The sequence below is a fragment of the Bradyrhizobium sp. USDA 3240 genome, from assembly GCF_054063295.1.
Genome location: NZ_JBSSGD010000002.1, coordinates 8,393,539 through 8,409,315, shown reverse-complemented (window position 1 = coordinate 8,409,315; position 15,777 = coordinate 8,393,539). Strand labels below are relative to the sequence as shown.

The 15,777-nt window shown below is 62.9% G+C and carries 13 protein-coding genes and 1 pseudogene; 8 read left to right on the top strand and 6 right to left on the bottom strand.

Going from position 1 to position 15,777, the window contains the following annotated elements; translation table 11 throughout:
- Positions 1-823: 823 nt before the first annotated feature.
- The 3 genes from ACVIGA_RS40160 (at position 824) to ACVIGA_RS40150 (ending at position 6,494) form a co-directional block, all read left to right on the top strand.
- The gene (locus tag ACVIGA_RS40160; protein ID WP_456670376.1) at positions 824-4,597 is read left to right on the top strand and encodes a vitamin B12-dependent ribonucleotide reductase; all 3,774 of its coding nucleotides are present in this window, start codon (positions 824-826) and stop codon (positions 4,595-4,597) included.
- A gap of 96 nt (positions 4,598-4,693) precedes the next feature.
- Positions 4,694-5,869, top strand: coding sequence for an AAA family ATPase (locus ACVIGA_RS40155; protein ID WP_456670375.1), 1,176 nt, complete (start codon positions 4,694-4,696; stop codon positions 5,867-5,869).
- A complete protein-coding gene (locus ACVIGA_RS40150) occupies positions 5,853-6,494 on the top strand; it encodes a hypothetical protein (protein WP_456670374.1) in 642 nt (213 codons plus the stop codon). Before ACVIGA_RS40155 ends, ACVIGA_RS40150 begins: the two co-directional genes overlap by 17 nt.
- A 78-nt stretch (positions 6,495-6,572) precedes the next feature.
- On the opposite strand, the gene panD is transcribed toward ACVIGA_RS40150, so the two are convergent.
- Together panD and ACVIGA_RS40140 are read right to left on the bottom strand one after the other, a co-directional pair.
- On the bottom strand, positions 6,573-6,962 hold the full coding sequence (gene panD, locus ACVIGA_RS40145) for an aspartate 1-decarboxylase (RefSeq protein WP_456670373.1): 390 nt from the start codon (positions 6,960-6,962) through the stop codon (positions 6,573-6,575).
- Positions 6,963-7,581: 619 nt separating this feature from the next.
- Positions 7,582-8,670: an IS110 family RNA-guided transposase gene (locus tag ACVIGA_RS40140; RefSeq protein WP_456665228.1), complete on the bottom strand. Its 1,089-nt coding sequence runs from the start codon at positions 8,668-8,670 to the stop codon at positions 7,582-7,584.
- A gap of 264 nt (positions 8,671-8,934) precedes the next feature.
- Between ACVIGA_RS40140 and ACVIGA_RS40135 the strand changes: the two genes are divergently transcribed.
- Positions 8,935-9,120, top strand: coding sequence for a hypothetical protein (locus ACVIGA_RS40135; RefSeq protein ID WP_456670372.1), 186 nt, complete (start codon positions 8,935-8,937; stop codon positions 9,118-9,120).
- Between the two features lie 64 nt (positions 9,121-9,184).
- On the opposite strand, the gene ACVIGA_RS40130 is transcribed toward ACVIGA_RS40135, so the two are convergent.
- From ACVIGA_RS40130 to ACVIGA_RS40120, 3 genes and pseudogenes are all read right to left on the bottom strand, one after another.
- Complete coding sequence (locus ACVIGA_RS40130) at positions 9,185-9,580, bottom strand: lysozyme inhibitor LprI family protein (protein WP_456670993.1); 396 nt, start codon at positions 9,578-9,580, stop codon at positions 9,185-9,187.
- A gap of 158 nt (positions 9,581-9,738) precedes the next feature.
- Positions 9,739-10,008, bottom strand: coding sequence for a DUF2312 domain-containing protein (locus ACVIGA_RS40125; protein ID WP_223967922.1), 270 nt, complete (start codon positions 10,006-10,008; stop codon positions 9,739-9,741).
- Between the two features lie 242 nt (positions 10,009-10,250).
- A pseudogene (locus ACVIGA_RS40120) lies at positions 10,251-11,376 on the bottom strand (metallophosphoesterase).
- Positions 11,377-11,698: 322 nt separating this feature from the next.
- Here ACVIGA_RS40120 and ACVIGA_RS40115 point away from each other — a divergent pair.
- Positions 11,699-12,541, top strand: a complete 843-nt coding sequence (locus tag ACVIGA_RS40115; RefSeq protein ID WP_456670371.1) for a hypothetical protein — start codon at positions 11,699-11,701, stop codon at positions 12,539-12,541.
- A 261-nt stretch (positions 12,542-12,802) separates the two neighbouring features.
- Positions 12,803-13,798: an LLM class flavin-dependent oxidoreductase gene (locus tag ACVIGA_RS40110; RefSeq protein ID WP_223967925.1), complete on the top strand. Its 996-nt coding sequence runs from the start codon at positions 12,803-12,805 to the stop codon at positions 13,796-13,798.
- 60 nt (positions 13,799-13,858) lie between these two features.
- On the opposite strand, the gene ACVIGA_RS40105 is transcribed toward ACVIGA_RS40110, so the two are convergent.
- A complete protein-coding gene (locus ACVIGA_RS40105; RefSeq protein WP_456670370.1) occupies positions 13,859-14,275 on the bottom strand; it encodes a DoxX family protein in 417 nt (138 codons plus the stop codon).
- A 282-nt stretch (positions 14,276-14,557) separates the two neighbouring features.
- On the opposite strand from ACVIGA_RS40105, the gene ACVIGA_RS40100 reads away from it, so the two are divergent.
- Together ACVIGA_RS40100 and ACVIGA_RS40095 are read left to right on the top strand one after the other, a co-directional pair.
- The gene (locus ACVIGA_RS40100; RefSeq protein WP_223967927.1) at positions 14,558-14,698 is read left to right on the top strand and encodes a hypothetical protein; all 141 of its coding nucleotides are present in this window, start codon (positions 14,558-14,560) and stop codon (positions 14,696-14,698) included.
- Between the two features lie 117 nt (positions 14,699-14,815).
- Positions 14,816-15,766, top strand: coding sequence for a LysR family transcriptional regulator (locus tag ACVIGA_RS40095; RefSeq protein ID WP_456670369.1), 951 nt, complete (start codon positions 14,816-14,818; stop codon positions 15,764-15,766).
- The last annotated feature ends 11 nt before the right edge of the window (positions 15,767-15,777 follow it).

The following is a 15,777-nucleotide window of genomic DNA, read 5'->3' as shown; positions in this document are numbered from 1 at the left end:
CTAGGGTGTGAAGAGCAAAGGTATGAAGAGGAGTGAGTCGGCCGCAGCTTGCCCGCGATTTTGTCGCCCGACCATCACGCCTCTGACATGCCTGATCCGTAGTTTGCCCGTAGGGCTACGTGAGTCCCCAAAATTCAATCCGCCACGGCGAATAAAAACTTCGCCTGTGAACAGCGGGGCGAACCTCCAATCCACAGGCGGAGCGAATTTTTTTGGCTTGGGAATCCCTGAGGACTCACCGATAGTTGGCTCGATCACAGGCGCGGCACCGACCCCTGTTATCCCCCTTCGTCCACCATATTTAGTGTTTGATTCAGAAACTCGTACTAGTCCTTGACGGGCGCAACGGACATGGCCTAGCTTTCAACCTGTTCGGCGCGAGTGTGTTTGGGTCCCCGCCGGTCGCTCCCACAAGGGTTCCAAAATGACCACTCCGCCAGGCCTTCGGGCCGCGGGTGAAGGGCTTGTCTGCCCTGTTTTTGGGCCGCTGTAGGGACGACGAACGGGCCGAGAAGGACCCGGAAACAGAGGCCGTAACCGGCCCGCGAGAAGCGTACGCGTGACGTGTCGCGTGAGCGTTTGGGGCGTTGAATGCATGACCCGGAGGACCCGACCAGTCGGGCGCCGCCGCGGGATCATGCCGCCGCTGGGCCGGGTCAAACCGGCGCCGGACGGACGAGAGAAAACAGGCCGGGTCCACCGGCTGAGCTGCGGATGACGGGAGGCGTGCTGACGCGTTTTCCCTGATGTCCGCGAACAGATAACATTCCGGCAACCTGCGGGGAAACGTGGGGCCGGGCAGAAGAAGAGACGGGGCTCGACCATGCAGATCCAACGACGCAACACCACCAGCGGACAATCTCCCTATGCCGGGATCAATTTCCGCCTGACCACATCTGAGATCCGCAACCCGGACGGCTCGGTCGTGTTCCGTGCCGAGAACGTCGAGGTTCCGGAGTTCTGGTCGCAGGTCGCCTCCGACGTGCTGGCGCAGAAGTATTTTCGCAAGGCCGGCGTCGCCGCGCGCCTGAAGAAGGTCGAGGAAGAGACCGTGCCGTCCTGGCTGTGGCGTTCGGTGCCCGACACCGAGGCGCTCGCCACCCTGCCCGAGAACGAGCGCATCGTCGGCGAGACCAGCGCCAAGCAGGTGTTCGATCGCCTCGCCGGCTGCTGGACCTATTGGGGCTGGAAGGGCGGCTACTTCTCGACCGAAGAAGATGCCCTCGCCTTCTTCGACGAACTGCGCTTCCAACTGGCAAAGCAGATGGTCGCGCCGAACTCGCCGCAGTGGTTCAACACCGGGCTGCACTGGGCCTATGGCGTCGATGGTCCCGGCCAGGGCCACTATTACGTCGACTGGAAGACCGGCAAACTGACAAAATCGAAGTCGGCCTATGAGCATCCGCAGCCGCATGCCTGCTTCATCCAGGGCGTCGGCGACGACCTCGTCAACGAGGGCGGCATCATGGACCTCTGGGTGCGCGAGGCGCGCCTGTTCAAGTATGGCTCCGGCACCGGCTCCAACTTCTCCAGCCTGCGCGGCGAAGGCGAAAAGCTGTCCGGCGGCGGCCGCTCGTCCGGCCTGATGAGCTTCCTCAAGATCGGCGACCGTGCCGCGGGCGCGATCAAGTCGGGCGGCACCACCCGCCGCGCCGCCAAGATGGTGGTGGTCGATGCCGATCACCCCGACATCGAGACCTATATCGACTGGAAGGTGAAGGAGGAGCAGAAGGTCGCGGCCCTCGTCACCGGCTCCAAGATCAACCAGAAGCACCTCAAGGCCGTGATGAAGGCCTGCGTGAACTGCGAAGGCAGTGGCGACGATTGCTTCGATCCCGAGAAGAACCCGGCGCTCCGCCGCGAGATCAAGCTCGCCCGCCGCAGCCTCGTGCCCGACAACTACATCAAGCGCGTCATCCAGTTCGCCAAGCAGGGCTACAAGGACATCTCGTTCGACATCTACGATACCGACTGGGATTCCGAGGCGTATCTCACCGTCTCCGGCCAGAACTCCAACAACTCGGTGTCGCTGAAGGATGATTTTCTGCGCGCGGTGGAAACGGACGGCGACTGGAATCTGGTCGGCCGCACCACCAAGAAGGTGACGAAGACGCTGAAGGCGCGCGACCTCTGGGAGAAGATCGGTTACGCCGCCTGGGCGTCGGCCGATCCGGGCCTGCACTTCAACACCACGATGAACGACTGGCACACCTGCAAGGCGTCCGGCGACATCCGCGCCTCCAATCCGTGCTCGGAATACATGTTCCTGGACGACACGGCGTGCAACCTCGCCTCCGCCAATTTGCTGACGTTCTACAGCTCGACCACCAAGCGGTTCGACATCGAGTCCTACGAGCACCTCTGCCGGCTCTGGACCATCGTGCTCGAAATCTCCGTCATGATGGCCCAGTTCCCGTCGAAGGCGATCGCCGAACTCTCCTACGAGTTCCGCACCCTCGGCCTCGGCTTCGCCAACATCGGCGGCCTGCTGATGACCATGGGCCTGCCCTATGACTCCAGGGAAGGCCGTTCGCTGTGCGGCGCGCTGACCGCGGTCATGACCGGCATCTCCTACAAGACCTCGGCCGAGATGGCGGCCGAGCTCGGCACCTTCCCGGGCTACAAGAAGAACGCGGCCCACATGCTGCGCGTGATCCGCAACCACCGCCGCGCCGCGCACGGTGAAAGCCGCGGCTATGAGGCGCTCGCCGTCAATCCGGTGGCGCTCGACCACGAGTCCTGCCCGCAGGCCGACATCGTCGCGCATGCCAAGCTGGCGTGGGACGACGCCCTCGCCCTCGGCGAGGTCAACGGCTATCGCAACGCCCAGACCACGGTGGTGGCGCCGACCGGCACCATTGGCCTCGTGATGGATTGCGACACCACCGGCATCGAGCCTGACTTCGCGCTGGTGAAGTTCAAGAAGCTCGCCGGCGGCGGCTACTTCAAGATCATCAACCAGGCGGTGCCGGCCGCGCTGCGCGCGCTCGGCTATCGCGAAGCTGATATCGCGGAGATCGAGGCCTATGCCGTCGGCCACGGCTCGCTGTCGAATGCGCCCGGGATCAACGCCACGACGCTGAAAGCAAAAGGCTTCACCGACGAAGCCATTGCCAAGGTGGAAAAGGCGCTGCCGACCGCGTTCGACATCAAGTTCGCCTTCAACAAGTGGACATTTGGCGAAGACTTCATTCGCGACACGCTCGGCATCGGCGCTGAGGCGATTGCTGCGCCGGGCTTCGACCTGCTCTCGGCGGTCGGCTTCTCCAAGCGCGAGATCGAGGCCGCCAACGTCCACATCTGCGGCGCGATGACGGTCGAAGGCGCCCCGCATCTGAAGGCCGAGCACTATCCCGTGTTCGACTGCGCCAACCCCTGCGGCAAGATCGGCAAGCGCTACCTGTCGGTCGAGAGCCACATCCGGATGATGGCGGCCTCGCAGCCGTTCATCTCGGGCGCGATCTCCAAGACCATCAACATGCCGAACGACGCCACGGTGGAGGACTGCAAGTCCGCCTACCTGTTGTCGTGGAAGCTGGCGCTGAAGGCCAACGCGCTGTACCGCGACGGCTCGAAGCTGTCGCAGCCGCTCAACTCGCAGCTCATCTCCGACGATGAGGACGAGGACGATGCGGTGGAAGCGCTCTACGAGAAGCCGATGGCCGCACGTGCCGCCCAGGTCTCGGAGAAGATCGTCGAGAAGCTGGTCGAGCGCATCATCGTGATGCGCGAGCGCGAGAAGATGCCCGATCGCCGCAAGGGTTACACCCAGAAGGCGGTTGTCGGCGGCCACAAGGTCTATCTCCGTACCGGCGAATATGACGACGGCCGGCTCGGCGAGATCTTCATCGACATGCACAAGGAAGGCGCGGCGCTGCGCTCCTTCATCAACAACTTCGCAATCGCGGTCTCGCTCGGCCTGCAATACGGCGTGCCGCTGGAAGAATATGTCGACGCCTTCACCTTCACCCGCTTCGAGCCCGCAGGCCCCGTCCAGGGCAACGACTCGATCAAGTACGCGACCTCGATCCTCGACTATGTCTTCCGCGAGCTCGCGGTGAGCTATATGAGCCGCTTCGACCTCGCCCATGTCGATCCGAACGAAAGCGGCTTCGACGCGCTCGGCAAGGGCGTCGAGGAAGGCAAGGAGCCGGATGAGGCCCCGACCCACCAGGCGACCAAGTACGTGTCGAAGGGCCTGACCCGGTCGCGCACTGACAACCTCGTCGTCATGCGCGGCGGCTCGGCCGCGGTCAGCGGCAACGCCGACAACGCCCCCGCCGGTGGCAGCCGCGTCACGGCTCTCGCTCCGCACGGCGCAACCGCCCGCGGCGTCTCCGACACCATCGAAGGCGCGGTTGCCCTCAAGCAGGAAGTCAGCCACGACCTCTCGCCGACCGAGAAGCTCGAGGCGCTGAACTGGAGCAAGCCCGGCACCGCCGCAGCCGCTGCCCCGTCCAAGGCCGAGCGTCGCGCCGAGGCGAAGGCCAAGGGCTACGAAGGCGAGATGTGCTCGGAGTGCGGCAACTTCACGCTGGTGCGGAATGGCACCTGCATGAAGTGCGATACTTGCGGCAGCACGACGGGGTGTTCGTAACTCCTTGACGTAGCAGTCTTTGATACCCACAGTGCGCAATCTTCTGTCACTCCAGACTAAACTCCGACGGAAGATTGCGCTCGGTGGACTTACAAGATGGCCAAGCCCGAACACCAAAGACTACGCTTAACTCGGCTGAAACTTACCAATTGGCGAAACTTCCAATCGGCCGAAGTCGCGCTCTCCAAGAGAGCGTTCTTCATTGGGCCAAATGCATCGGGAAAATCTAATCTCCTGGATGCAATTAGATTTCTTAGAGATCTCGTCAAGCCGATTGCTGGCGGCTTCAGCACCGCAATCGAGGACCGCGATGGTCTGAGAGCCATTCGTTGCTTAGAAGCCCGAAGGGTAAGCTACGTAGAAATTGACGTCGATATCGGCACGGACGACGAACAAGCGATATGGTCCTATCGGATACGCTTTACTAGGTTCGGCCGGGAGCCTTTTCCCACCGTGGAAGAAGAAGAAATCAAGCGCGATGGCGAGCTAATTGCGGCACAGAGCCGAAAAAAGGTAACACCTGACCCAATTAGATACAGCCAGTCACTTATTCAACAGGCAGCTAACCAATCCAACTTTAGAGAGCTAGTCGGATTCTTCACGTCAATACGATACCTCCATGTAGTTCCTCAGATTGTTCGTGACCCTCGGAGAGCCTTGGAACGTAGCGAGGATCCATATGGGGGCGACCTCCTCAAGCGTATCAACGAGGCGACGCCCCGGACCCGCGAATCTCGCCTGCGTCGAGTCGCCGACGCTCTCAAGATCGCAGTTCCCCAGTTCGTTGACCTGAAGCTTGATCATGACAAGGAGGGACGACCACACCTGAAAGCTGGCTTCAAGCATTGGCGTCCTCGCCCTACGTACCAGACTGAGGAAGTATTCTCGGATGGCACACTTAGACTAATTGGCTTCCTCTGGTCTTTAGGTGAGAAAGACGGTCCTCTACTATTGGAAGAACCGGAACTCTCTCTACATCCCGACGTCGTGCGTCAGTTGCCTGCAATGATTGCGCGGATGCAACGAGTTTCCGGACGCCAAGTCTGTATGACCACTCACTCTGACGCGCTAGTCGGTGCAGATGGCGTTGGGCTTCAAGAAGTCCACCGTCTGATCCCCAGCGAGAACGGAACGACCATAGAGACAGCAAAGAATAACAAGCAAGTCCGAACTCTTGTTGAAAGTGGGCTCTCTGTCGGAGAGGCCACTATGCCACTTGCGCGCCCCAAGGGGGTCGAGCAACTGTCGCTGTTCGATGCCATCTCTTCCTGAGATAAACTATCTAGTTGAGGGCGTCACTGATGCCGCTATTGCGCGCACATTGATTCGCGTCGGCGGCGCGACGCCTGGCATTGAACGTGTAATGGGTGGAAAGAGCAAACTCGTTGCTGATCTATCAAAGTACAATGCGGCGGCAGCCCACTACCCTTGGTTAGCGATCCGCGACATGGATCACGATGCAGCTTGCGCTCCTGCATTAAGAGCCCAGAACTTGCCCTCATCAAATGAGCTGATGTGTTTTCGGATTGCCGTGAGGGAGACTGAAGCTTGGCTATTGGCAGATCGGGAAGCATTTGCGAGCGCGATAGGTGTGCCGTTCGCCCAAGTTCCGATCCAACCTGAAACCTTGGAAGATCCCAAGTTGACGATCGTGAATCTTGCGCGAAAGTCGCGAAAAAGGGCCGTTAAGATTGGTCTAGTCCCTGAACAGGGCGCGGGTATTTCGATTGGCCCTGAGTATGCAGCTTGGATAATCGAATTCGCACATACGCAATGGGATCCTACTCGCGCCGTAGCTGATGGAAATGCCCCGTCATTGTCCCGCACATTGCGAGCGATTAAAGGGCTGATCAAGACGGCCAAACAAAAATTCGACGCGGACGAGCCGAAGCCGTAATCCGCCGTTTTGCCGGCAACAGTTTTCGGTGGGTTACGCTTCGGTAACTACGCAGCTCAACGACGCGGCGAGCGTGACCTACGCCTCAGCCAACACAGCACCAGACGACACCCCACCCGCCTCCACCCGCCGGTTCTTCTCATCCACCATCACCACGCGCGGACGAAACCGGCGCGCCTCCTCGGCATCAAAGCCGGCATAGGCGACGATGATGACCTTGTCGCCCGCCATCGCGAGGCGCGCGGCGGCGCCGTTGAGGCCGATGGTGCCGGAGCCTGCGGGCGCCTCGATCACGTAGGTCGAGAACCGCGCGCCGGTGTCGATGTTGTAGATGTCGACGCGCTCGTTGATCAGGAAGCCGGCGGCCTCGATCAGGTTGCGGTCGATCGAGATCGAGCCCTCGTAGTGCAAGTCCGCTTCGGTGACACGCGCGCGATGAATCTTGCCCTTCATCAAAGTCACTTGCATCGAGCCCATCCCGTATCGTTGCGTCGGCATTCTCCGCGCCCGCCAATAGGGACCGTGCGGCTCCCGGTCAATACGTGCCGCGCGAAAGGCACGTCGTGGTGTTTCCGCCCGTCGAGAGGTTTATTCTGAGATCGCCGATTGCGCTGGATGGATTGGGCTGCCTGTCGCAGCGTCCTGAAATAATCGCACTGCAATTCGCCCTTCAGGGAGCATGGCATTATCTTGCCGTCTTAATCGGGCGTCTCGTCTCTCTGATCTCAGCCATTCTCGCTTCCTTTCTTTTCTGCGACAAGCCTGTTTGATCCACGCCATGACGCGAAGCGCCGCGATCGTCATGAGTCCTGATGCGCCGTGCAGTCTTCCGCGCTCATCGACGGCCAGGCTTCGCTGCAGCAAGGCAGCGCGGACGCCGTCGCGGCGCATCTTTCCATCGGCATGACGGAGCCACATCACAGGCAATCCGGCGCGATCGGTCGGCATCCGAAGATGCACCGTCGCAGGCAAGATAACGTGCGTTCCGTCGTTCGTGTGCTGCACCAGTCCTCATCCGCTCGCGCGGAGCTCCGTGTTCAATTCGCGGCGGGCATCGTGCCGCCGACGTGCAAATCCCTTGCGCTTCTCATGCGTAGACTCCGAGCAGCCGGCGATCCTTGGCCGCGGCGCGCGCGCTGACGTCTGCTGCCGCGACATCCGGGTCACCGCAGTAGAACGTGCCGCTGCTCCACATGGCGTGCATGATCACGGCGAGCTTGCGCGCCACCGCCACGGTCGCCTTGCGGTGCGAGGACCGCCTGGCCAGTGCCAGCCCCCAGCTCTTGACCTTGTCCTTTTTCTTGTAGCGGGTGAGCAGCGCGCTCGCCGCCTCGTAGAGCGCGCGGCGCACGTCGCCGTCGCCGGCCTTGCTGATCCGCCCGTGGACGTCGATCGACGAACCGGACTGCCAGCGCCGCGAGGTCAGGCCAAAATATGCCGCCACATCGCGCGACCTCTTGAAGCGCGAGGGATCGTCGACCGCGGTCATGAAGCTCAAGGCCGCGATCGGGCCAACGCCGGGAATCTGCATGAAGCGCCGGCACAGCTCGTGGCCGGCGACCAGCTTGACCACCAGGTCATGCAGCCGGCAGTATTGTTGCCATAGCGCCGCGCGCGCGGCCAGCATGGCGTCGATCAGCTCGCTGACCAGCGCGTCGCCGTCCACGGCCTCGCGCACGGCTTGCGCAAAGCCGCCACGGCTGACCCGGTTCAGGCGGATGCCGAACACCTTCAGCGAATGCCGGATCGCGTTCTCGAGATCCAGAAACTTGCGCTTCAGATTGCGCCGGTGCGTCAGCAGCAGCCGCAGCCGGTAGCAGGCCGCGCTCTTGATATGCGCACGCCGGAACCAGCCGGTGCGCATGATATGGGCAATCCCGAGCGCGTCCGCCTTGTCGGTCTTGTTGCGCTGCGCCTTCAGCGCCGCGCGCACATGCAGGGTCTCCAGGCAGACCGCCGGCAATCCAAGTCTTAACAGCTCCGGATGCAGCCAGGGCGACAGCGAGCCGGCCTCGTGGCCAAGCCGCCGCAAGCGGCCGAGATACAGCGCCAGCGCCGCCTTGATCGCGTCGGGATCGGTCACCACCGCCGCCTCCAGCAGCACCTTGCCCTTGTCGTCCACCACGCAGATCGCCGTCTCGTCCATGCCGACATCCAGGCCACAGAAGAATTCCATCACACGCCTCCCGCGTTGCTGAGGCGACGCAGTGTGCGGGTTATTCAGCGTGCAGACCACTTGCGCTGCGGCCGCACGCTCCGCAGCAGGCCGATTACGGGCGGCCATCGATTGCCTGGCAGCGAGCATGAGCAAGCGCCGCCCTGCGGGCGGACCCGTTGGCTAACCCGCCCTACTCGCTCAGCGACCTGCCGTTGTGACCTGCTATGATGGCAGCTCGCCTGAGTGATTCAGCAATGGCCGCTCGCAACTTCACGAGGAACAATGTCCCATCCTTTCAAAGTCGGCGATCTCGTCAGGAAGCGTGCCGGTTATGAGTATCCCGGCATTATCGTTTCAGTTTTCACGACGCGAGCCGGTGCAGTGCGTTACGTCGTGGAGGCCGATCATCCCGGATTTGCCGGGATGCTCCATATTTTCAATGGCGAGCAACTGGAGCCTCGCGCCTGACTTTCGCAACGCTTCGTCGCGCGCCTCGTCACGTCGCCGATGGCCCGTCGCGACATCATGCGCCCTACTGGCCGGCACGCTTTTCAAGGAGCAGCGTGCGGTCGGAGATGTCCTGCAATTCGAATGCCTGGGAGTCGAGGAACGCGACCGACCCGTTGTTGGGGTCCACGGCGAGGCGATGGGTTTCACCCAGATGATGCTTCAGCCAGGTCCGCTGCTCGGTCTGCAATTGCGCGTGCGCCTCGCCCTTCGACTTTGCGAGCAGCGCTTGATAAGCGGCGTTGAGCCTGACGTCCCACTTCTCGATGGCAGCCTTGCCGCAATCGAGCATCTTGGTTGACACCCCTTCGGCCTTGTCCATGCACGCATCGTACTCGGTGCTTTGCTGCGCGCGCACCGACAAGGTCCCGAGCATGAGCGTAGCTGCAACAATGACTAGCCCTCGCGAAAGCATGACCACGTCCAATTACCCCACCCGCATCTGCGGACAACCACCGTCGCACAAGAGTAAAGCGTAGGGCGGATTAGCCGTGGGCGTAATCCGCCGCTTCGCTCGCAACAGTCGCGGCGGGTTACGCTTCGCTAACCCGCCCTACGCATACGATGCGCCCCTCGACCTCACGCCGCCTTTGCTTCCTTCTCTGCCGGCGCGGTTTCCATCGCGCGCATGTAGAGATCGAGCAGGGATTCACGCTCGTCGCGTTCGTCCTGGTCCTGCTTGCGCAGCTTGATGATCTCCTTGAGGATCTTCACGTCAAAGCCTTCGCCCTTGGCCTCCGAGAAGACTTCCTTCTTTTGCTCGGTCAGTTCCTGGATTTCAGTGTCAAGGTTCTCGACCCGCTCGACGAAGGAACGAATTTTTCCGCCGGGAATGGTGATGTCAGACATGGTGCCTCCTGCTGAATGAGGTCGTGAAAATGAAAGCAAAGAGATGACCAATACCTTAAGCATGCGACCGCTGCGGCGTGTTCATAGCTGAGGTATTTTTGTGACGATGATACGCTCGCAGCAACCGTAGGGCGGATTAGCCGAAGGCGTAATCCGCCGCCCTTCTCGCCGATCGGCGGGTTACGCTTCGCTAACCCGCCCTACATGCTCGAACTCACATCACCGCATCCGAAACAAATCACTCAGGCGTCGCCAGCCACACGCAGCGTAATCCGCGTCAATTCGGACGGGCGGCCGAGCCGCAGGGCAAAGCCCGGCCAGAGCGCGGTGCCGTTGTTGACGTAGAGCGTCATCCCGTCGACGTCGTAGCGGCCCGAGACGAAGCCGGCATTCGCGGGCGCCGCGAGGCGATCGATGCCCCAGATCAATCCGCCATGGGTGTGTCCGGAGAGTTGCAGCGCGACGCCGAGCGCAGCCGAGTTGCGCGCGTCGCTGGGCTGGTGGTCGAGCAGGACGACGGGCGCGCCCTTGGGGGCGCCTTCGAGCACCGCGGCAAGATCGCGGACGGGATGCTTCCTGCGGCGCGACGCGCGGTCGGTAATCCCTGCGATCACCAGGCGGCCGCCGCCGCGTTCGAGCACGATGTGCCTGTTCTCGAGCGAGCGCAGGCCCAACGCTTCGTAGTGCGCCATCCAGGCGTCATAGCCGAAGATATATTCGTGATTGCCCGAGATCACGTAGACGCCATCGGCGGCCACGAGATCCCGCAACGGCTCGATGTCCTTTGCGCCGCGCATCGATGGTGCCGTCGATCAGGTCGCCGGTGATCGCGATCAGGTCCACGCCGAGCTTGTTCGATCGCGCGACGACCTCGCGCGCCCATGGCGCCGGAAACAGCCGGCTGATGTGAAGATCGGTCAGGTGCAGGATGGTGTAGCCGTCGAACTGCCGCGGAAGTCCGCGGATGGCGACCTCAACATCCCTGAGCGGCGGAATTCGCATGGCCTGATGGACGCCGATCGCGGCGGCTACGGCCGCGAGCGCTGCAATTGCGTAGCGGACGTCGTCAGGCGCGCCGACGAAGCCGCCGTGGATCAGGGCTGCGACCAATAGGCCCGCATCGAGCGCCAGTTGCAGCAGCGCCAACAGCATGACCGCACCGAACGCCCAGTTGAAGAGCGCGACCACCGGACGCGGAAACTCCGGCGAGAACTCCGATCCCGACGACCATCTGTTCCAGCGGTGAAACTGCAAGGCGACCAGCACCAGCAACGCTGCGACGATCTTTGCCGAAAGCGGCCAGTCGAGCGGCCAGATGAAGCGGGCCAGAATCAAGAGACCGGTCAGGCCGAAGATGAGTTGGGGAATAGGTTCGCTCCGGATCGGATCGGTTAAGGCTCTGCGGTAAGCGCTCAGCGAAGGTAAGGTGGATCGGCCGCGGACGTAAGCCGCTGTCATCAGCACATTTTCGGCAAGTAACGCCTCGCTGAAGCGCGCTGCGCGCTCAGCTTTGCCGTGGAGCAAGGCGGACTTCGCCCCGGCAAGGCCAGAGACCGCTTCGAAGCTTCAGTTGAGGTCTCCAGGCACCTGCCCATCAGCGGCCGCCAAAACTCCCTCAAAAATAGAACTTGAACATCGCTCATTTTCTTGATCTATTATTGAACATTGTTCATTTTTGTTGGAGGCGACGATGCAGACGACCTTCCGGATCGACGGTTCGACCGGGGCCGAGCGGCCCGCGAAACCGTGGATGAAAGTCGCCCCGACGATCATCACGATCGGCATCATTGCGGCATTCGCGGTGCACGGACGCATCGCGCAGCCGGCCAACTACAACGATTTCGCAGACCACTCGGCCGTCTTCGGCATCCCTCACGCCGCCGATGTCTTGTCGAACGCAGGCTTCACCCTGGTCGCGATCTGGGGCTGGCTGGCGCTGCGCCCCTACCGCAACAGCGATCAGCTTCGCGCCGGATGGCCGGGCTATCGCCTGTTCCTGATCGGCCTGTTCCTGACCGCCTTCGGGTCCGCCTTCTTTCACCTCGCCCCCGGCAATGGCCGGCTGACCTGGGACATGCTGCCAATCGCGCTCGCCGGCGCGGGACTGCTCGTCGGCGTTCGCGGCGACACCCGGCCGGTATCGAAGACGAACATCGAAGCGATCGTGCTCGCCCTTTTCGCCACCGCCAGCGTCGCATGGTGGGTCTATACCGACCGACACGGTGCGGGCGACCTACGACCGTATCTGCTGTTGCAGGTGCTGCCGCTGATTCTGATTCCGCTGTGGCAGTCGATCTATCGCGCACCGCGCGCCGATCGCATCGCCTTCGCCGCCGCGATGGGATTGTACGTCGCGGCCAAGATCGCCGAGGTGCTCGACCATCGGATCGCAGACACGCTCGGCTTCGTCAGCGGACACACCCTGAAGCATCTGTTCGCGACGGCAGCCACGGCCGCAATCGTCTGGGGGCTGACGCGACGATTCTCGGGCGGCGGCGGTCGAACCGCGGGCACTTGCACAATTTCGGAATAATGGAAAAATACTACTGAGTTGCCCGACGCGTCAAGTCGCTTCTCCGGGTCGCGGCGGCCACGGCTACTTTGCATGGGGTTGTTTTCGATATTTTGGGACGGGCAGCTTTGCCGCTTCAGCGCACCTCGGTCGGATCAGGCGGATTGACCCGCATGGCGACCGTATCCATATGCATCTGCATGAAATTCGCACCCACCGTGGACACAGCCTGATACCACCGGCCTCGTCCCTTGCGCACCCTCCTCTCATTCCGGAGCTCCCGTGGCCGCCCTCTCTATTCTCGATCTCGTCCGCGTCACCGAAGAGACCGACGCGCGCGGCGCGCTCTACAATGCGCGCGATGTCGCTCGCCATGCCGAGGCGCTGGGCTATCGCCGGATCTGGGTGGCGGAGCACCACAACATGGCTGGCATCGCGAGCGCCGCGACATCGGTGGTGATCGGGCACATCGCGGCGGGCACCAAGACCATCCGGGTCGGCGCCGGCGGCATCATGCTGCCGAACCACGCGCCTTACGTGATCGCCGAACAGTTCGGCACGCTGGCGCGGCTGTTTCCTGATCGCATCGACCTCGGGCTCGGCCGCGCGCCGGGCACCGATCAGCTCACCTTGCGCGCGCTGCGCCGGACGCCCGAATCCGCCGAGAACTTTCCGCAGGATGTGCTCGAGGTACAGGCCTTCCTCGCCGCCGCCGGTCCCAACCAGCGCATCCAGGCGGTGCCGGCCGCGGGCACCGACGTGCCGCTGTGGATTCTCGGATCGAGCAATTTCGGCGCGATGCTGGCCGGCGAGCTCGGCCTGCCCTACGCCTTCGCCTCGCACTTCGCCCCTGAGCTCCTGATCCAGGCACTGCAGATCTATCGCGCGCGCTTCAAGCCGTCGGAGCAGCTCCAGCAGCCCTACACCATGGTCGGCGTCAACATCATCGCCGCCGACACCGACGCGGAAGCGCGGCGGCTCGCCACCACGCAGCAGATGTCGTTCACCAACATCTTCCGCGGCGCGCGCGGTCTCAGCCAGCCGCCGATCGACGACATCGAGACCTATTGGTCGCCATCGGAGAAGGTCCAGGCGATGCGGATGCTCGCCCGCACCATCATCGGCTCGCCCGCGACGGTGCGTGCCGGCATCGATGCGCTGGTCGCCGAGACCGGCGCCGACGAATTGATGATCGTATCCGACGTCTACGACCACCAGAAGCGGCTGCGATCGTTCGAGCTGATCGCCGAGGCCGGCGGGATCAAGCCGCAAGCGTAGCATCACGCAGCCGACCGCTGCCGCTTCTGGCGCGGCAGCGGTTGCTGGTTCGCATTCGGCTCAATGCGCAGCGACGGCTTGTGGCACGGCATGGCTGGCGCGGTTGTCGAGGCTGAGCGCGCCGGCGCCGAACGCTGCGATCTGCAGCAATCCACCCGCCATCATCACGTTCTTCAGGAAGTGGATCATCTGGTTCTGGTCGGCGAAATTGCTGTGGAACGCGACCGCGGTCGCGATCGAAAACACCGCCAGTGCCAGCCCCACGGCGCGGGCCTGATAGCCGGCAATCAGCAGCAGGCCACCGCCGAGCTCGACGACGACCGCCACCGCAAAGGCGAGCGGCGGAAACGGCAGGCCGACCGCACCGATCAGACCGGTGGTGGCCGCATACGCGCCGAGCTTGCCGAGGCCGCTCATGGCGAACGGGAGGCCGATCAGAAGCCGGCCGGCGAAGGGAAGATATTTGGTAGCGCTCATGGTCGTGATCCTTTGTTGCGTGGATGAATACGGCGCCCCACCGTCGGTGGCCTCGCCGGTCGCGAACCGTTGTGCTGTCCGCTTCTTCCCTGTTATCGCCCCGCAACCGCCGATCGATTAGCCGTCCAGTTTCAGACGGATCGTTCCACCAGAAGAACGATCGCGGGACATGATCCGGATCGCGCAGCGTCGTTCAGTCAGTGGAACGCTCCGTCTGACAAACGCCGGCTAATGCGACCGACCGATCGTCTCTACGATCCCATGCATCGAAGGAGACGGACCATGTGCGACATCCTCAAACACAACCTGATCAAGGCCCTGCGCGGCTTCCAGCACGCCTATCTCACGCCGGTCGTCCGGGACGACGACGAGGACGATGGCGACATCGCAACCCCGAAGACCAGCCTCGACGATGGCTGGTGAGGCCGCTCACGAGGCGCCCTCGCCGCCATGCAGGCTTTCGCCGCGCTGCCTGTCGAACGGCTTTCCGGTCGACAGGCGGCGATTCGACGTTGAAAATCCAAGGGAACTATGATGCGGATGAATGATCTGGTCCCGCCCGATGCGGGCGGAATTGACCTGGCAGTGCCTTTCATGCGGGACTTCAACGACCTCTATTTCTTCGCGGCCGTGGTCAAGCACGAGGGTTTTTCGGCCGCGGCGCGCGCGCTCCGCCTGCCGAAGTCCAGGATCAGCCGCCATGTCGCGCTGCTGGAAGAGCAACTCGGCGTTCGCCTGATCGAACGCTCGACCCGCCGGTTGAGCATCACGGCGATCGGCCGCGACGTCTATCGGCATGCGCAGACCGTGGTCGACGCCGCCGAGGCCGTTGATGAAGTCGCGTTGCGGATGAAATCCGAGCCGCAGGGCCTGGTCCGCATCGGCTGCCCGGTCGGCGTGCAGCGGGCGCTGGCGCCGAAACTGCCGGAACTATTCGCCAAATATCCGCGGCTGCGGGCGCAATTTCTCATCACCAACCGGCCGATCAATCTGATCGAGGAGCAGGTCGACGTCGCCATCCGCATCCGCGACAGCCTCGATGACGACAGCGAGATGCAGATGCGCAGGATCGGGACCAGCCGCAGGCTGCTGGTCGCGAGCCCGGCCTTGCTCAAGGCGCACGGCGTGCCCAAGGCGGCGAGCGATCTCGCGGCGCTGCCGATCCTCGATGCCACGGAAACGCAGGGCGTGCGGACATGGGAGCTGTCAGGCCCACGCGGACAAAAGGCCTCGGTCGCCGTCGAGCCGAAGATCTCGGCGGGTGACTTCACCATTCTCATTCACGCAGCCGAGGCCGGGCTCGGCATCGCGCTGCTGCCCGAGCTGCAATGTCAGGCCGCAATCAGCGAAGGCAGGCTGGTCCGCGTCCTGCCGGACTGGAGCGCCAGGGAAGGTATCATCCATCTGGTGTTTCCGTCCCGCCGCGGCATGCTGCCCGGCGTTCGCGCCACCATCGATTTCCTGGCCACCGCGCTCAAGGCGCAACTCTAGCTCCGCCGGCG